The sequence below is a fragment of the Streptococcus bouchesdurhonensis genome, assembly GCF_948472335.1.
This window is the reverse complement of the sequence record NZ_CAOKTW010000008.1, coordinates 140,491-155,476: the sequence shown is the minus strand read 5'-3', so window position 1 is coordinate 155,476 and position 14,986 is coordinate 140,491. Positions and strand designations below refer to the sequence as shown.

Annotated in this window: 14 protein-coding genes and 4 pseudogenes; 11 read left to right on the top strand and 7 right to left on the bottom strand. The window is 41.1% G+C overall.

Going from position 1 to position 14,986, the window contains the following annotated elements; genetic code table 11:
- Position 1 precedes the first annotated feature (1 nt).
- The 3 genes from QMQ21_RS13605 to QMQ21_RS13595 are packed head-to-tail and all read right to left on the bottom strand — an operon-like array spanning position 2 to position 2,073.
- The gene (locus tag QMQ21_RS13605; RefSeq protein ID WP_000963739.1) at positions 2–529 is read right to left on the bottom strand and encodes a YqeG family HAD IIIA-type phosphatase; all 528 of its coding nucleotides are present in this window, start codon (positions 527–529) and stop codon (positions 2–4) included.
- Positions 530–543: 14 nt separating this feature from the next.
- Complete coding sequence (locus tag QMQ21_RS13600) at positions 544–1,452, bottom strand: magnesium transporter CorA family protein (RefSeq protein WP_023937239.1); 909 nt, start codon at positions 1,450–1,452, stop codon at positions 544–546.
- Positions 1,453–1,509: 57 nt separating this feature from the next.
- Entirely contained in the window at positions 1,510–2,073 is a 564-nt protein-coding gene (locus QMQ21_RS13595; RefSeq protein ID WP_261814623.1) for a mechanosensitive ion channel family protein, read from the bottom strand.
- A gap of 138 nt (positions 2,074–2,211) precedes the next feature.
- On the opposite strand from QMQ21_RS13595, the gene sstT reads away from it, so the two are divergent.
- From sstT to queF, 9 genes are all read left to right on the top strand, one after another.
- Positions 2,212–3,417 (top strand): serine/threonine transporter SstT, encoded by a 1,206-nt coding sequence (gene sstT / locus QMQ21_RS13590; RefSeq protein ID WP_000821228.1) that lies wholly within the window; start codon positions 2,212–2,214, stop codon positions 3,415–3,417.
- Between the two features lie 173 nt (positions 3,418–3,590).
- Positions 3,591–4,559 carry an aromatic acid exporter family protein gene (locus QMQ21_RS13585; protein WP_000028167.1) on the top strand — a complete coding sequence of 323 codons (969 nt, stop codon included), beginning with the start codon at positions 3,591–3,593 and terminating at the stop codon, positions 4,557–4,559.
- A 126-nt stretch (positions 4,560–4,685) separates the two neighbouring features.
- The gene (locus QMQ21_RS13580; RefSeq protein WP_000221629.1) at positions 4,686–5,066 is read left to right on the top strand and encodes a MarR family transcriptional regulator; all 381 of its coding nucleotides are present in this window, start codon (positions 4,686–4,688) and stop codon (positions 5,064–5,066) included.
- 97 nt (positions 5,067–5,163) lie between these two features.
- Entirely contained in the window at positions 5,164–5,385 is a 222-nt protein-coding gene (locus QMQ21_RS13575; RefSeq protein WP_000570252.1) for a DUF4649 family protein, read from the top strand.
- A 15-nt stretch (positions 5,386–5,400) separates the two neighbouring features.
- Positions 5,401–5,715: a thioredoxin gene (trxA, locus tag QMQ21_RS13570; RefSeq protein ID WP_001029581.1), complete on the top strand. Its 315-nt coding sequence runs from the start codon at positions 5,401–5,403 to the stop codon at positions 5,713–5,715.
- Positions 5,716–5,916: 201 nt separating this feature from the next.
- Positions 5,917–6,570, top strand: coding sequence for a 7-cyano-7-deazaguanine synthase QueC (gene queC, locus QMQ21_RS13565; RefSeq protein WP_000828776.1), 654 nt, complete (start codon positions 5,917–5,919; stop codon positions 6,568–6,570).
- Positions 6,570–7,013, top strand: coding sequence for a 6-carboxytetrahydropterin synthase QueD (gene queD / locus QMQ21_RS13560; protein ID WP_000464585.1), 444 nt, complete (start codon positions 6,570–6,572; stop codon positions 7,011–7,013). The genes queC and queD overlap by 1 nt, the downstream gene beginning before the upstream one ends.
- Positions 7,006–7,722: a 7-carboxy-7-deazaguanine synthase QueE gene (gene queE, locus QMQ21_RS13555; protein ID WP_000196466.1), complete on the top strand. Its 717-nt coding sequence runs from the start codon at positions 7,006–7,008 to the stop codon at positions 7,720–7,722. Before queD ends, queE begins: the two co-directional genes overlap by 8 nt.
- Positions 7,723–7,740: 18 nt before the next feature.
- The gene (gene queF / locus QMQ21_RS13550; protein WP_000082587.1) at positions 7,741–8,232 is read left to right on the top strand and encodes a preQ(1) synthase; all 492 of its coding nucleotides are present in this window, start codon (positions 7,741–7,743) and stop codon (positions 8,230–8,232) included.
- A gap of 172 nt (positions 8,233–8,404) precedes the next feature.
- Here queF and QMQ21_RS13545 read toward each other — a convergent pair whose 3' ends face one another.
- The 4 genes and pseudogenes from QMQ21_RS13545 to QMQ21_RS13530 form a co-directional block, all read right to left on the bottom strand.
- Positions 8,405–9,073 carry an MIP/aquaporin family protein gene (locus QMQ21_RS13545; protein ID WP_000714853.1) on the bottom strand — a complete coding sequence of 223 codons (669 nt, stop codon included), beginning with the start codon at positions 9,071–9,073 and terminating at the stop codon, positions 8,405–8,407.
- A 109-nt stretch (positions 9,074–9,182) separates the two neighbouring features.
- Positions 9,183–9,974 (bottom strand): DUF2785 domain-containing protein, encoded by a 792-nt coding sequence (locus tag QMQ21_RS13540; protein WP_000284389.1) that lies wholly within the window; start codon positions 9,972–9,974, stop codon positions 9,183–9,185.
- Positions 9,975–10,208: 234 nt separating this feature from the next.
- Positions 10,209–10,628: pseudogene (locus QMQ21_RS13535) on the bottom strand (transposase); the annotation flags it as partial.
- 221 nt (positions 10,629–10,849) lie between these two features.
- A pseudogene (locus QMQ21_RS13530) lies at positions 10,850–12,044 on the bottom strand (O-antigen ligase family protein).
- Positions 12,045–12,431: 387 nt separating this feature from the next.
- Between QMQ21_RS13530 and QMQ21_RS13525 the strand changes: the two are divergent.
- Positions 12,432–13,438 (top strand): annotated as a pseudogene (locus QMQ21_RS13525) (IS30 family transposase).
- 48 nt (positions 13,439–13,486) lie between these two features.
- Positions 13,487–14,883, top strand: a pseudogene (locus QMQ21_RS13520) (ISNCY family transposase).
- Positions 14,884–14,986: the final 103 nt, after the last annotated feature.

Sequence of the window (14,986 nt, the reverse complement as noted above, 5' to 3'; positions counted from 1 at the left end):
GTTAAATTCCTTTTTTATATGTAATCGGTCCGTACATTTCAGTAATTTTTCGCATCACACGACGCTCACGAGCTCGGTTAATCTGCGTTTTAATCGAGTCATGTTGGACCAAGGGTTTGACTAAAATCGAGCGAATGCCTGCACGGTGGGCTGCTCGTATATCTGTCATGAGCTGGTCGCCAACCATGACCACTTCGCTTTTCTCATAGTGAAATTCCTTCATGGCACGGTCAATCCCAAATGTGAAGGGCTTTAGAGCCCAATAAACGTAGTCAATCTCAAACTTCTCAACTGCTCGTTGGACGCGTTTTTTGGTGTTATTTGACACTACGATAATGCGAATGCCCGCGTCCCGAAGGTCATGTAGCCATTGCTTCATCTCTGGTGTCCCGTCAGGGTTGTTCCAAGCAATAAGGGTATTGTCCAAATCGACCAAAACAGCCTTGATTCCCTGCGCCTGCAGGCTTGGGACTGTCAGATCATAGACTGCTTCCACAGCAAAATCTGGCATGTAGTTTTCAATCGCCATTCTGGCTCCTTTTCTTAACTTTTTTTCGCAATTTTCCTTAGTAACAAGGATAAAACAATCCATAACCCTGCACTAGCTATACTGATGTAGAGCCAAGCATGGGGCTCATCTGTTAGAGGTAGGGGAACATTCATTCCGAAAAAGCCTGTCACGACTGCCAAAACAGCTAGCAAGACTGAAATGATAGTCAAGGTTGTCAAATTATCATTCAGATTATTGTTTAGAATATTGTTGTAAGAGGCTGAAAGTTGCTGTAAAATCTGAGAGATTAGGTCTGTCATGGATACCAGCTGATGAGCCTCAATCATGGCATCATCAAACTGTTCTCTCTCAATCTCATCAAAACTACGATACAAGGCATGACCTTGAATATGCTCCAACAAAATCCGATTTTGTTTAGCAGCCGCAGTAAGATAAACCATACCCGTCTCCAAGTCGGAAAGGGCAAAAAGATTTTTCTTAGTTGTTCGCTGACGCAAGAGACCATTGACCTCGTCCTTACTCTTATCCATCTGCTCGATGACAGGGTAGTAGGCATTGCTGATGATTTCCAGACTGGCAAAGAGAAACTTGTAGATCGAAAGCGTGTCATGACTCTCCAGATAACGGGTCATTTGTTCAATGACATAGGCGTTCTTGGTATTACTAATGGTAATCAGGCGACGATGCTCCACGATAAAGGTCATGGGAAAAGTCTCATAGTAGGCCTTGTCCTTTTTCACATCTAGGACATTATAGATAAAGGTAACCGTCCCACTTTCACGGTGGTAGTCCATGTGGGCACGCTCATTCCTATCCAGTGCGTACTCAATGGTTTCCTTGTCCAAGCCGTAGATTTCAGAAAGGTCTTCTAGTTTATTCAACTTTCCGAGGTCTAGGTTTATCCAGGTACAACCATTGCCCAACTGCTTTTCTAAAACCATCTTTTCTCCTTTATTAAACTCCCTCTATTGTACCACAAATTACTTAAAATAACAGGTCTAGTCCGTGCGTGAGAAATTGCTAACAACCGTGATATTTCGGTTCGGAACAAAGTGAAGAGCTTGCTCCTCGCTACGAAGCTGCTGTGTCGTACGAATTCCCACACTGACAACCTTACCCGATACAGTAATGGGGCCGTTGGTCAGAACAACCTCATCTCCCACATCCAGTTGACGTTCAAAAAGGATGAAAAAGCCATTGATGACATCAGACAGAAAACCTTGGGCTCCCATCCCAATCGCCACCCCAGCGATTCCAGCCCCAGCCAGCAAGCTAGATACAGGTAAGCCTAAAATCGATAAAATACAGTAGAGTAAAAAGAAATATGACGTATAATTAAACACATTTTCTAACAAACGTGAGATGGTTTTCTGGCGCCCGACATCATGATGAGACATTTTTAGAGAAGGTTTGGCAATTCTCTGCACCATGGTATGAAGCATTTTTTTAGCAATATAAAATACAATCAAAAGCAGTAAAAGAGAAATGACCTTGGTTAGAATATTTTCGATAATGGTTGTCACATCTAGCTTTTCAATATAAGCTTGAATAAATTTTTGCATATAAAACTCCTTTATTTCATTATACCATATTTTCATCAGTCTCATTATCCATAAATATTCAAAAAATAGACAGAAAATTCTTGATTTTGTCTATCGTTTATACTATAATCATAATCACTACACAGAAAGGAGATTATTATGAAAAGAATCATTCATGCTTGGAACAAGGCAAGCCTTGTCAAGCGTATCTTGATTGGTATGCTTTGTGGGGGAATTCTAGGACTGACCCTTCCTAATCTCTCAGGAATTGGGCTACTCGGGGATTTATTCGTTGGAGGTCTAAAAGCTGTTGCTCCTATCCTAGTCTTTGCTCTCGTTGCTAATGCCCTTTCCCAACATCAAAAGGGACAAGATAGCAATATGAAAACTGTTGTTTTCTTGTATATCCTAGGAACTTTTGCCGCTGCTCTTGTAGCTGTACTAGCAAGTTTCATCGTCCCTATTGAAATCACCCTAAATAGTGCTAATACCGATATTGCTCCACCAGATGGGATTGGACAGGTCCTCAGCAACCTCTTGCTCAAACTGGTTGACAATCCAGTCAACGCCCTGCTTACTGCTAACTATATTGGAATCTTATCTTGGGCAGTCATTTTTGGAATTGCTATGAGAGAGGCCAGCAAAAATAGTAAAGAATTACTAAAAACTATCGCTGACGTGACTTCTAAAATTGTCGAATGGATCATCAATCTGGCTCCATTTGGAATCCTTGGTCTTGTTTTTAAAACCATTTCTGACAAGGGAATCGGAAGCCTTGCCAACTACGGTATTTTATTGGTTCTATTAGTAACGACTATGCTTTTTGTTGCCCTTGTGGTCAACCCTTTGATTGCCTTCTTCTTTATGAGACGCAACCCTTACCCTCTAGTTTGGAACTGCCTCCGTGTCAGCGGTGTGACAGCCTTCTTCACTCGTAGTTCTGCGGCTAACATTCCTGTCAACATGAAACTCTGCCATGACCTTGGACTCAACCCAGATACCTATTCTGTTTCTATCCCACTTGGCTCTACTATCAACATGGCTGGAGCAGCGATTACCATTAACGTTTTGACCCTTGCTGCGGTAAACACTCTTGGAATCCCTGTTGACTTTGCCACAGCCTTTGTCCTCAGTGTGGTAGCAGCTATCTCAGCCTGCGGTGCTTCTGGTATTGCGGGAGGTTCCCTCCTTCTTATCCCAGTTGCTTGTAGCCTTTTCGGTATTTCTAACGATATTGCCATGCAAGTTGTTGGGGTTGGATTTGTGATTGGGGTCATCCAAGACTCATGTGAAACAGCCCTTAACTCTTCTACAGACGTCCTCTTTACTGCCGTTGCCGAATACGCAGCAGCCCGTAAAAAATAACTCATAAAGGCAAGCCTGCTCAGGTTTTGTCTTTTGCTCTTTTATTCTAACTTATACTCTTCGAAAATCAAATTCAAACTACGTCAGCTTCGCCTTGCCGTACTCAAGTACTGCCTACGGCTAGCTTCCTAGTTTGCTCTTTGATTTTCATTGAGTATTATCAGGAAATTCTTATGTCTATTAGCCAACGTACGACCAAGCTCATCTTAGCTACCTGTCTTGCCTGCCTGCTTGCTTATTTTCTCAATCTTTCCTCAGCAATTTCGGCTGGAATTATCGCTCTCTTGAGCCTATCTGATACGCGTAGAAGTACTTTAAAACTGGCTCGCAATCGCCTCTTTTCCATGCTCCTAGCTCTGGCTATCGGTGTTCTAGCTTTTCACTTGAGCGGATTTCATATCTGGAGCCTTGGTCTCTATCTTGCCTTCTATGTGCCTCTAGCTTACAAGATGGGCTGGGAAATTGGCATCACACCAAGCACTGTTTTGGTTAGCCATCTCTTGGTACAAGAGTCAACCTCTCCAGACCTTCTAGTCAATGAATTCTTTCTCTTTGCTATCGGTACAGGATTTGCTTTACTGGTCAATCTCTACATGCCTTCACGAGAAGAGGAAATTCATCACTACCACACATTGGTAGAAGAAAAGTTAAAAGACATCCTCCTGCGCTTCAAATATTATTTATCCAGAGGGGATGGACGCAACCGAGCACAGCTGGTGGAAGAATTGGACACCCTTTTGGAAGAAGCCCTCAGACTGGTCTATTTGGATCACTCAGACCACCTCTTTCACCAGACTGATTACCATATTCACTACTTTGAGATGAGACAGCTACAAAGTCGTATCCTGCGAAATATGGCCCAGCAAATCAATACCTGTCACCTAGCTGCCAGTGAGAGCCTGATTTTGGCTCAACTCTTTTCAAAAATTGCAGGTCAACTGAGCCAGACCAATCCTGCTTCTGATTTGCTAGATGAAATCGAACGCTATCTGGAAGTCTTCCGAAACCGCAGTCTGCCCAAGACAAGAGAAGAATTTGAAACCCGCGCTACCCTTCTTCAACTCCTACGTGAAGCCAAAACCTTCATCCAAGTAAAAGTTGATTTTTACAAAAATATGGACAGTAAAAAAGAAAACCACTAAAAAACAGAACTTGCCAGCATTCTTGAAAAGTAGTATAATTATTGCATGCGCAATCATCTTGTGACGCAGAGACTGCCCGTTAATGGACTTTCTTCTATTTATGACTCTAAAAAGAAAGGAGACACTATGACCTATTTGGAAAAATGGTTTGACTTCAATCGGCGTCAGAAAGAAATTGAAAGTCTCCTGGAAGAGACCATTGCCCAACAGAGCGAGCAAAGTCTGACCTTGAAAGAGTTCTACCTGCTCTACTATCTGGACTTGGCCCAAGAAAAATCTCTACGCCAGATTGACCTGCCAGATAAGCTTCATCTGAGCCCGAGCGCAGTTTCTAGGATGGTGGCTCGCTTGGAAGCTAAAAATTGCGGTCTACTCAGTCGCATGTGCTGCCATCAAGATAGACGCTCTAGTTTTATCTGCCTGACAAATGATGGGCAAAAGACACTGGCCTCGCTACAAAAGGCTGTCGAAGAAAGCTTGGAAGCAGGTTTGGATTTCTTGATTTAAGATGATTTTAGAAAAAAGTTGCGTGCGCAATCATTTTTATTGACATTCTCTTTTACAAGGAGTAAAATAAAGTCAAGATTAAACAAAGGAGTTTTATATGATTGAAATTACTTATCTAGACGCCAGTAAGAACGAAAGAACTGTGACTTTCGAATCCTATGAAGATTTTGATCGTTCGCAACAAGCTTGCATTATCGGCGTCGCAGACTACTACCCTGTCCAAAAATTGACTTATAAGGATCATGATTTGGACTACCATGGGACTTATGGAGATATCTTCTTCTATCTCAAGAAACAAGATTTAAGCCAATATAACTAAAAAAGGAGAAATACAATGGCAAAAGCAATTACAGATGCAACATTCGAACAAGAAACAAAAGACGGTTTGGTCTTAGTAGACTTCTGGGCAACTTGGTGTGGTCCATGTCGTATGCAAGGTCCAATCTTGGACAAATTGTCTGAAGAACTTTCAGAAGATGTCTTGAAAATCGTTAAAATGGACGTTGATGAAAATCCAAACACAGCTCGTGCTTTTGGAATCATGTCTATTCCAACTCTTCTCTTCAAAAAAGACGGCCAAGTTGTCAAACAAGTTGCTGGTGTTCACACAGCAGAACAAATCAAGGCCATCGTTGCTGAATTGAGCTAATCAAACGAGAGACCAAGTACTTTCTTTGGTCTCTTTTTTCTTGCCCTTTGCCATTTTTCAAAAAATATGCTAGACTGTAAGTAGAATATTACGATGTTTGGGACATGCCATCGCTAAAAAAAACCTTGACTTGGTATTTTTTAGCTCCCTCAAGGGAGCTTTTTGCGTGCTCTGAACATTTCCCATTTTGGAAGGAGTACTATGAAACGTCAATCAGCCTTGGTCGTCTTTAGTGGCGGTCAAGATTCCACAACCTGCCTTTTCTGGGCTAAAGAACACTATGAAACGGTCGAAGCCGTTACCTTTGCCTATGGCCAACGCCACCATCTCGAAATTCAAGTTGCCAGAGAAATCGCTACGGAACAGGGCATTCGTCATCACATCCTAGATATGTCTCTGCTGGGGCAAATCACTGAAAATGCGCTGACCTCTGATATGGAGATTGAGCAAAAAGAGGGAGAAGTTCCCAATACCTTCGTTGACGGTCGAAACCACCTCTTTCTATCCTTTGCGGCAGTCCTTGCCAAGCAACGAGGCATTAAAGATATCGTGACAGGTGTCTGCGAGACAGACTTCTCAGGCTACCCCGATTGTCGAGATGTCTTTGTCAAATCCCTTAATGTTACCCTCAACCTTGCCATGGATTACGACTTCGTTATCCAAACACCTCTTATGTGGCTAGACAAGGCTGAAACTTGGGAGCTAGCCGACCAACTCGGTGCCTTTGACTATGTTCGTGAAAAGACCTTAACCTGCTACAACGGAATTATCGGGAGCGGCTGTGAAGATTGCCCCGCCTGCCACCTACGTCAACATGGGTTAGATGTTTATCTCTCACAGAAAGGAGAAGCCTAATGTTTTTTGCACCCAAAGAAATCAAACAGGAAACTGGGGAGTCTCTTGTCTACAATCCTTATCGGACTCTAGTCTCCAAAGAATTTACCTTTGATGCTGCTCACCACCTCTTTCACTATGAGGGAAAATGCAAATCCCTGCACGGCCACACCTATCATCTGCAGATTGCTGTCAGTGGATTTTTAGATGAACGTGGTATGACCTACGATTTCGGAGACATCAAAGCGACCTACAAGAACTACTTAGAGCCCCACTTGGATCATCGCTATCTCAATGAAACTCTTCCCTATATGAACACGACTGCTGAAAATATGGTTTACTGGATTTTCCAAACCATGAATCAAGAGTTGCCAAACGAGCGCGGTCTCCGTTTGGAATACGTTCGTCTCTATGAGACTCCGACTGCCTTTGCAGAGTTTAGACGGGAGTGGTTAGATGACTAGGGAACGTGTCCTCAAACTACCAGTTCTAGAAATTTTTGGCCCAACCTTTCAAGGCGAAGGCCGTGCAATCGGGCAGAAAACCATGTTTGTCCGCACTGCTGGTTGCGACTACCACTGCGACTGGTGCGATTCTGCCTTTACTTGGGATGGCTCTGAAAAGCCAACTCGTATGACAGCTGACGAGGTCATTGCTGCCTTGGATAAATTGGGGAGCTACGACTATGTAACCCTATCTGGGGGAAATCCTGCTATCCTAGCAGCCAACATGGCCGAATTGGTCACCAAACTCAAGGAACGTGGTGTTACTCTGGCTGTTGAAACTCAAGGCTCTCGCTGGCAAAATTGGTTAAAAGACATCGACCAGGTTACTCTCAGTCCCAAACCTCCTTCATCCAAGATGGAAGTCAACTTTGAGACCTTGGACTTTATCGTTTCCCAACTTGATCCAGACAGGGTCACCTTTAAAATCCCTGTCTTTGATGATGCCGATTTGGCCTTTGCCAAAGGGATTCAAGAACGCTACCAACCAGATGTTCTCTTCTTATCAGCAGGAAATCCTGAGCCCAAGGCTACGGGTAATATTGTCCAAGACCAACTGGACCGCCTCAAAGAACTCTGGGAACGTGTCGCTGCTGACGACAGCTGGGGCAATGTCCGCGTCCTCCCTCAACTGCATACCCTCCTCTACGATAATCAACGTGGTGTTTAAGATTAGAAAGAAAAAATCATGTCACAACAAGAAGAAATGAAAAACCTAAGCCTACTAGGCAACAAAGAAACCAACTACATTTTCGAATATCAACCAGAAGTCCTCGAATCCTTTGACAATCGTCATGTGGAAAATGACTATTTTATCAAATTTAACTGTCCTGAATTTACCTCACTTTGCCCGATCACTGCTCAACCAGACTTTGCGACCATTTATATTTCCTACATCCCTGACAAGCTCTGTGTTGAGTCAAAATCCCTCAAACTCTACCTCTTTAGCTACCGAAATCACGGAGATTTTCACGAAAACTGTATCAACACCATCGGGAAAGACTTGGTCAACTTGCTAGACCCTCGCTATTTAGAAGTCTGGGGAAAATTCACTCCGCGCGGTGGCATTTCAATCGACCCCTACTACAACTACGGTAAGCCTGGAACTAAGTATGAAGGCTTGGCAGAACAACGCCTCTTCCAACACGACCTTTATCCAGAGAAAATTGACAATCGTTAAACTCATACTCAATGAAAATCAAAAATCAAACTAGGAAGCTAGCCGCAAGTTGCTCAAATCACTGCTTTGAGGTTGCAGATGGAAGCTGACGTGGTTTGAAGAGATTTTCGAAGAGTATCATACGAAAAAGCCCTGTTCCTCTAGATGAGGAGCAAGGCTTTTTGTTTTTCAATTATTCTTCTGTTCCAAGGAAGTTTTTTGCAACGAGGGCTGCAAGAACCCCACCAACGATTGGTGCAAGGATGAAAATCCAAACTTGTTGAAGGGCTGCGCCACCTACCAAAACAGCTGGTGCCAAGCTACGAGCTGGATTTACTGAAAGCCCAGTAATGTTCAATCCGACAAGAATCATCGCCATCAAGGACAAACCGATTACCAAACCAGCAATCGCGCCATTTCCCTTGCTTGCTGAAGTCACAGTCATGATAACCAAGACAAACAAGAAAGTTGCGATGACTTCAAACAAGAAACCACCAAAGACAGTGACACCGTTTGCCAAGGCATTTTCACCAAGACTAGCAGTTGACATACCTGAGTTAGCCAAGAGGAAGAAGACAGAAGCAGATGCTAAGAAAGCTCCAACTACTTGTCCAAGTATGTAGTTTACAAGTTCTGAAGATGACAAACGTTTGTTTACAAACATAGCAATCGAAACAGCCGGATTCAAGTGAGCACCTGAAACAGTTCCGATTGAGTAGGCTGCCACCACGATTGCCAAACCAAAGGCAAAGGCGATTCCAAGGTGACCTAGGCCATCAAGACCATTTCCAAAAACAACAGCTCCTGTCCCGACGAATACAAGCATGAACGTACCGATTAACTCAGCAACAAATTTTTTCATTTTCTTTCTCCTTTTTTCAAAAACTAGATACTAGTCTATCAAAAGTAGGAAAGGGTTTCAAGAAAATTGATTGGAAATTTTTTGAAAATCATAGAACTACTAGCAATACCTAATATTGAAAAGATTGAATAGCTTCTTTCAAGTCATCTTGTAAACTATTTCTCTGGTCAAGTTGGACATAGACTTCCAACAGACAGGATCTGAAGTTGGAAAATTTATAAAAATCTTCCCTTTCTTCTATCGGAAAGTCAACAGCTTTTATCCAAGAAGCTACTTGCTCTTGCGCTAACTTCCCTTGTAAAATAGGTTCATAGATCACTCTTGCTAAACGCCAATCCTCATCATCTGTAAAGCGAATCGAAACTCTTTTAAATAGTTGGCCAAGTATATCAAATACTTCATGAACTCTGTTTTTAGGAAAGTTGGGATGACAAACCACCTCTGTCAGTAAATCGGCTCCATGTGCAAAAGCATGAACCCAACCATACTGACTTGAAAAACCCGTTGTATCCTTTTCTTTTGAAAGATAATACAAACCTTGATTTAAAAGGACATTACGAATTCCTGCATTTAATTCCTGATAAAAAATCGATTGCTGGTTGGCATCTGCAGACAAGAGATTTGCATAAATAAGCGCCCTAAAAGAACGTTCAAGGGTTGACAGGCCTACCTTATCAATATCTTTATCTAACCCTCCATCAGATGAAATCCCTTCAGCAATGAAATGAAATTGTTCCTGTGTAAATAGCTCTTCCTGAATCCCTCTAGCAAAGCTTGTAAAAACAAGGTCATCACGAATTTCTGGAGAAGGATCTCCCAAATGATCAAGTAGCCACTGGATTTCTTCCTGGTTATAACTTGGTTTTTCTTCTGCTATTTTTCTAAGTAACTTTTGATACATGGTCAATACCTCTACATTTCTAGCAACTGTTCAAAAATCTGTCCTTAAATGACTTTAGCAATTTGTAAAATTAAGTTAAAGAGAAAAAGACATTTATATTCAGAGAAACAGCACATTTCTGAAAGGATACATAAATGATTTATTCCATATTACCACAAATGAACTTGTAATGATAGAACTTTATCACAAAAATCACATTTCTGTCTCAAAAATTGCGAAAAACTAGTTATATAGTCATTTAGTTTTAAAAAAGCGTTCCAAACATTCAAAAATAGTTGGGACTTCCCTTAATAAATCTGTTACTTTCTTTTTCAAGATAGCCCAAGCTTGCTCAATAGGATTCAAATCTGGTGAATAAGGCGGTAGAGGTAAGAAAAAGTGTTTATCTTGGATGCAGAGTTCATCCAAAATGTTCTTGGGATCAAAACTAGCATTGTCCATGATAATAACACGAGGTGTCTTCAAAGCAGGTAGAAGTTGCGTTTTGAATCACTCCCCAAAGAAATCGCTTGTCCTGCTGTTCTTGTAAATCATGGGAGCTATAAACTCTCCGTCTACTTGTCCTGCAACAATTGAAGTTCGCTCAAAACGACGTCCGCTAATCTTTTCATAGACTTTCTCCCCTCTAGGAGCCCCTGCATAAGGACGAGGGAGCGCTATTGTATAATAGATTGAAACTAGAATAGTACACCTCTACTTCTAAAACATTGTTAGAAATCTATTTGACTGTCCTGATTGATTCATCCTGTTCTTATCTCATTTCACTATATTCATAAGTAGTGAATCTCTACAGAGGACTTACACCTCAGATACACAACATGCCCATCGCATAAAAAATCTCCTACCCAAGGTAGAAGATTTCAATCTTATAAAACTTAATCCGTCATGTCCGATACCAAGGTTCGATGCTCCAATGGAACACTGCACATAACTAGCAAGAAAATGAAACCTGACTGAATCCAGAAGAGGGCCAAGTCAAAGATTCCATGCACAGCAACCACTGTAAGGAAAGACAGATAAAGACCGATAATCGGACGTTTCCCCGACTCCTGACTCATATCCATCATCAAGCGAACAGGAGCAACAGAAGACAAAACTAATAAAATGGTACCCACAATTCCGTAACTCAGAATCGTATCAATATAAAGACTGTGGGCATGTTCATGATAAGGAGCATGTATCCGAGGATAAGAGTGCATATAGGTCAATGGCCCCTCACCCCAAAAAGGATTTTGCTTAAACAAGGCCATCCCAGCATCCCAAATAGAAATTCGTTCTTCCATAGAAGAATCTAAAGTCCCCATCCGAACTCCCAAATCACTGGGAAAAGAGGAAGCTCAAGCCAATCGCAAATACCCCAATACTAAGCCAAAAGGCCTTCCAGTTTTTAATAGTCGTAAAGAGATAGATGATTGCTCCAGCGATAATAGCAGGAAAGGCAGTTCGATTTTGCGTAAAGTTCAATCCAAAGAGATTAACAAAGCCTGCAATCACACAGAATACTTTCAACCAATTCAACTTGGTCGTTGTAAATAGATAGAAAGCAATCATGATACAGAAACAACAAATAATTCCATAATAATTAGGATTAAAGAAGGTCACTTCTGCACGATTCTGATGCCACACCTGCATATTGGGTGAAAGAAAAGCATAGTTGAATTTCTTCACAATTTGGAAATGTTCTAAACTCGCAAAAGCAGCTGACAAGACGCTACCAAACAAGACGAGCTGCAAAATTAATCGAAAGAATTTATGTGATAAAATCGACTGATATTGCAAAAATAAAATAGCAAACAAAAACATTCCTACTGAAGCCACAAGACCCATCCAATTTTGTGCAAGAATGGATATAACAGTACTATAGCCAAGAAAAAGAAGCAGCATCGGATGCTCCCCCATTTTCTGAAGAATACTTTTCATGTCTCCTGTAAAAATCAAACTGATAATATATAAACAGAGTACAACTACAAAAAGATAAAAGGGTAAAAAGATACTTAGGATAATTCCCAATAAAATCAGCTCTTTACTAGACAACCCCTTCAGCTTTTCAATAAAGCCTATTGATTTCAAAATGAATCCTTTCTCTCCAAATCAGCTGATTCAGATAATAGTAAGCTATCCTATATTGTACCACTTTTTTAGCAATTTGAAAACAAAGGAAACGTTTTCCAAAATAAAATGTAATTCGAATGTGATAATTGAAAGTTCTATAATGAAGTTAGCCACCCAGCTCTCCTAAAAATTAGATGGTTTAACTAGCTGATAGCTAGTACTCGATTTCATTTGATAAGAGGCTTGATGCTGTTAGACTGACAAGCCAAGGCTAAGATTAGCCTTGGTTTAGCTGACAAAACTGCTTCAAGGGTTCCTCTTGTCAAATGAAAGCTCTTCTAGGCATAAGAAAACACCTCTGTGTTATACTTGTTGTTCAATCACAAACACAAGAAAGGCACAGAGATGCAAAACCATTATACTACAAAAGCCAAACATTTGACAATCGATAGCCGTCGTTTAATCGAACGATGGAAAAAGGAAGGGAAATCAAATAGAGAAATCGCCTCTTTACTTGGAAAAGCTCCTCAAACCATTCACAATGAAGTCAAGCGTGGGACAGTCCGACAATGTCTTGGAAAAGGGCGCTTTAAAGAGGTTTATTCTGCCGACTATGCTCAACAGTCTTATGAAAATAATCGCAAGCGCTCGGTCAAGAAATCAAGATTGAACAAGGAACTAAAGGAAAAGATTCTCCACTATCATAACCAAAAATTTTCGCCTGAAATGATGGTCAAGGCTAAGGGCGTTAACGTGGGAATTTCTACCATCTACTACTGGATCCATCATGGAAAATTAGGATTGTCAAAACAGGATCTGCTCTATCCTAGAAAAGGAAAATCTGTTAAGAAACAAGCTAGCACCAATTTTAAACCCCTGGTCAATCTATCGAACAGCGTTCTGAAGCTATCAATCTGCGATTGGAGAATGGGCATTATGAGATTGATACGGTTCTGCTTACAAGGGTGAAAAATTATTGTTTACTGGTCTTAACTGATCGAAGAACTAGGCATCAAATTATCCGATTGATTCCAAATAAAAGTGCTGAGGCGGTCAATCAGGCTTTAAAACTCATCTTAAAACAAGACAAGATTCTGTCCATCACGGCAGATAATGGTACAGAATTTAACCGCTTGTCTGATGTATTTTCTGAGGAACATATCTATTATGCGCACCCCTATGCCTCTTGGGAAAGGGGAACTAATGAGAATCACAACAGGCTCATTCGTAGATGGTTACCTAAGGGGACTAAGGAAACGACTCCCAAAGAAGTCGCATTCATCGAAAATTGGATTAATAACTATCCTAAAAAATGCTTGAACTACAAATCACCCAGAGAAGACTTCTTCATGGCTAACTTGAACTTGAAATTTGGCTCGAATGTGAGAATGTCTTTAGTAAATCGAACGTGAAAATGTCCCATTTGATAAAATAGTCGTATGAAAAGTATCCAACTGAATATGAATGAAACGAAAAAATATCTTGTGATAAAAGCTATAGACCAAGGAAAGAAAACAAAGAAACGACCCTGTGTCGAACTGAATCTTTCTGAAAGACAAATCAATCGTCTGCTACTAGCCTATCAACAGAAAGGAAAAAAAGCCTTCAGACACGGAAACAGAAATCAAAAACCAAAACATGCAATCCCTGATGAAATCAAAGAACGTGTCCTAAAGAAATACCTCTCCTATGAAACATATAAACCAAATGTCCTTCATTTCTGTGAATTACTAGCTGAAGAAGAGGGAATTCAGCTCTCTGATACAACTGTTAGAAAAATACTCTATAAGGAAAACATCCTCTCTCCCAAGTCTCACAGAAAGACAAAGAAGAGACTAAGAAAACAAGCTAAACTGAACCGCAATCATCCCCTAGACAATCCAATCTTACCGTCCGCTAAAGATTTCCTGGAAGACACTAAAAAGCTACATCCTAGTAGACCCAGAAAGAAATTTGCTGGAGAACTCATCCAAATGGAGGCTAGCCCTCATGCCTGGTTTGGAGCAGAAACCTCTAACTTACACTTAGCCATTGATGATGCTTCTGGCAATATCCTAGGGGCTTATTTTGATAAAAAAGAGAACTTGAATGCTTACTATCATGTCCTTGAACAAATATTAGCCAATCACGGCATTCCCCTTCAAATTAAAACAGATAAGAGAACGGTCTTTACCTATCAAGCCTCCAACTCTAAGAAAATGGAGGACGATACCCATACACAGTTTGGATACGCCTGTCACCAACTGGGGATTCTCCTTGAGACAACCGCTATCCCTCAAGCTAAAGGGAGAGTCGAAAGACTCAATCAGGCACTACAATCTCGCCTGCCTATTGAACTGGAACGAAACAATATTCATACCTTGGAAGAAGCCAATACTTTCCTTCTTTCCTACATTCAAACCTTTAATGAACAGTTTGGAAACAAGACAAAACTCTCTGTCTTCGAGGTGGCTCCTAAGCCCTCTGAACGAAATCTCATTCTAGCTAGACTGGCGGAGAGAGTCGTGGATCGTAGACACCATATCCGATTCCAAAATCGTTGCTATATCCCTGTTGAACAAGGAAAAGAAGTCTACTTCAGCAGAAAGACGAAAGCATTCGTTATAAAAGAAGTTGACGGTGACATCTACCTCAATATCGCTGACAAGATCTGTCACACAAAGGAGCTACTAGTTCATGAACTCTATTCGAAAAACTTTGAATCAGAACCAGAACAAAAAAAGAAAGACGCAAGTATATCCCTCCACAAACCCATCCGTGGAAACTCACATCTTTCAAACAATATCTTCAGAAAAATAAAAAGGATTATGAAGAGTTTACTAGTGAGGAGCTTCATTCTCCTCAGCTACAAGTATAATCTATTTCTCGCTAAATGGGAAGCTGTTCCTTAAAGGAAATCACTCTATCCCTTACATTTAGGAGAGAGAAAGTAAGGAGTCTAAGACAAGCATTTCATTTGA

What these genes read in the sequence shown, in the direction of transcription:
- QMQ21_RS13605 (WP_000963739.1), bottom strand. Translation starts at nt 529, where the DNA reads ATGGCGATTGAAAACTACATGCCAGATTTTGCTGTGGAAGCAGTCTAT.
- QMQ21_RS13600 (WP_023937239.1), bottom strand. Translation starts at nt 1,452, where the DNA reads ATGGTTTTAGAAAAGCAGTTGGGCAATGGTTGTACCTGGATAAACCTA.
- QMQ21_RS13595 (WP_261814623.1), bottom strand. Translation starts at nt 2,073, where the DNA reads ATGCAAAAATTTATTCAAGCTTATATTGAAAAGCTAGATGTGACAACC.
- sstT (WP_000821228.1), top strand. Translation starts at nt 2,212, where the DNA reads ATGAAAAGAATCATTCATGCTTGGAACAAGGCAAGCCTTGTCAAGCGT.
- QMQ21_RS13585 (WP_000028167.1), top strand. Translation starts at nt 3,591, where the DNA reads ATGTCTATTAGCCAACGTACGACCAAGCTCATCTTAGCTACCTGTCTT.
- QMQ21_RS13580 (WP_000221629.1), top strand. Translation starts at nt 4,686, where the DNA reads ATGACCTATTTGGAAAAATGGTTTGACTTCAATCGGCGTCAGAAAGAA.
- QMQ21_RS13575 (WP_000570252.1), top strand. Translation starts at nt 5,164, where the DNA reads ATGATTGAAATTACTTATCTAGACGCCAGTAAGAACGAAAGAACTGTG.
- trxA (WP_001029581.1), top strand. Translation starts at nt 5,401, where the DNA reads ATGGCAAAAGCAATTACAGATGCAACATTCGAACAAGAAACAAAAGAC.
- queC (WP_000828776.1), top strand. Translation starts at nt 5,917, where the DNA reads ATGAAACGTCAATCAGCCTTGGTCGTCTTTAGTGGCGGTCAAGATTCC.
- queD (WP_000464585.1), top strand. Translation starts at nt 6,570, where the DNA reads ATGTTTTTTGCACCCAAAGAAATCAAACAGGAAACTGGGGAGTCTCTT.
- queE (WP_000196466.1), top strand. Translation starts at nt 7,006, where the DNA reads ATGACTAGGGAACGTGTCCTCAAACTACCAGTTCTAGAAATTTTTGGC.
- queF (WP_000082587.1), top strand. Translation starts at nt 7,741, where the DNA reads ATGTCACAACAAGAAGAAATGAAAAACCTAAGCCTACTAGGCAACAAA.
- QMQ21_RS13545 (WP_000714853.1), bottom strand. Translation starts at nt 9,073, where the DNA reads ATGAAAAAATTTGTTGCTGAGTTAATCGGTACGTTCATGCTTGTATTC.
- QMQ21_RS13540 (WP_000284389.1), bottom strand. Translation starts at nt 9,974, where the DNA reads ATGTATCAAAAGTTACTTAGAAAAATAGCAGAAGAAAAACCAAGTTAT.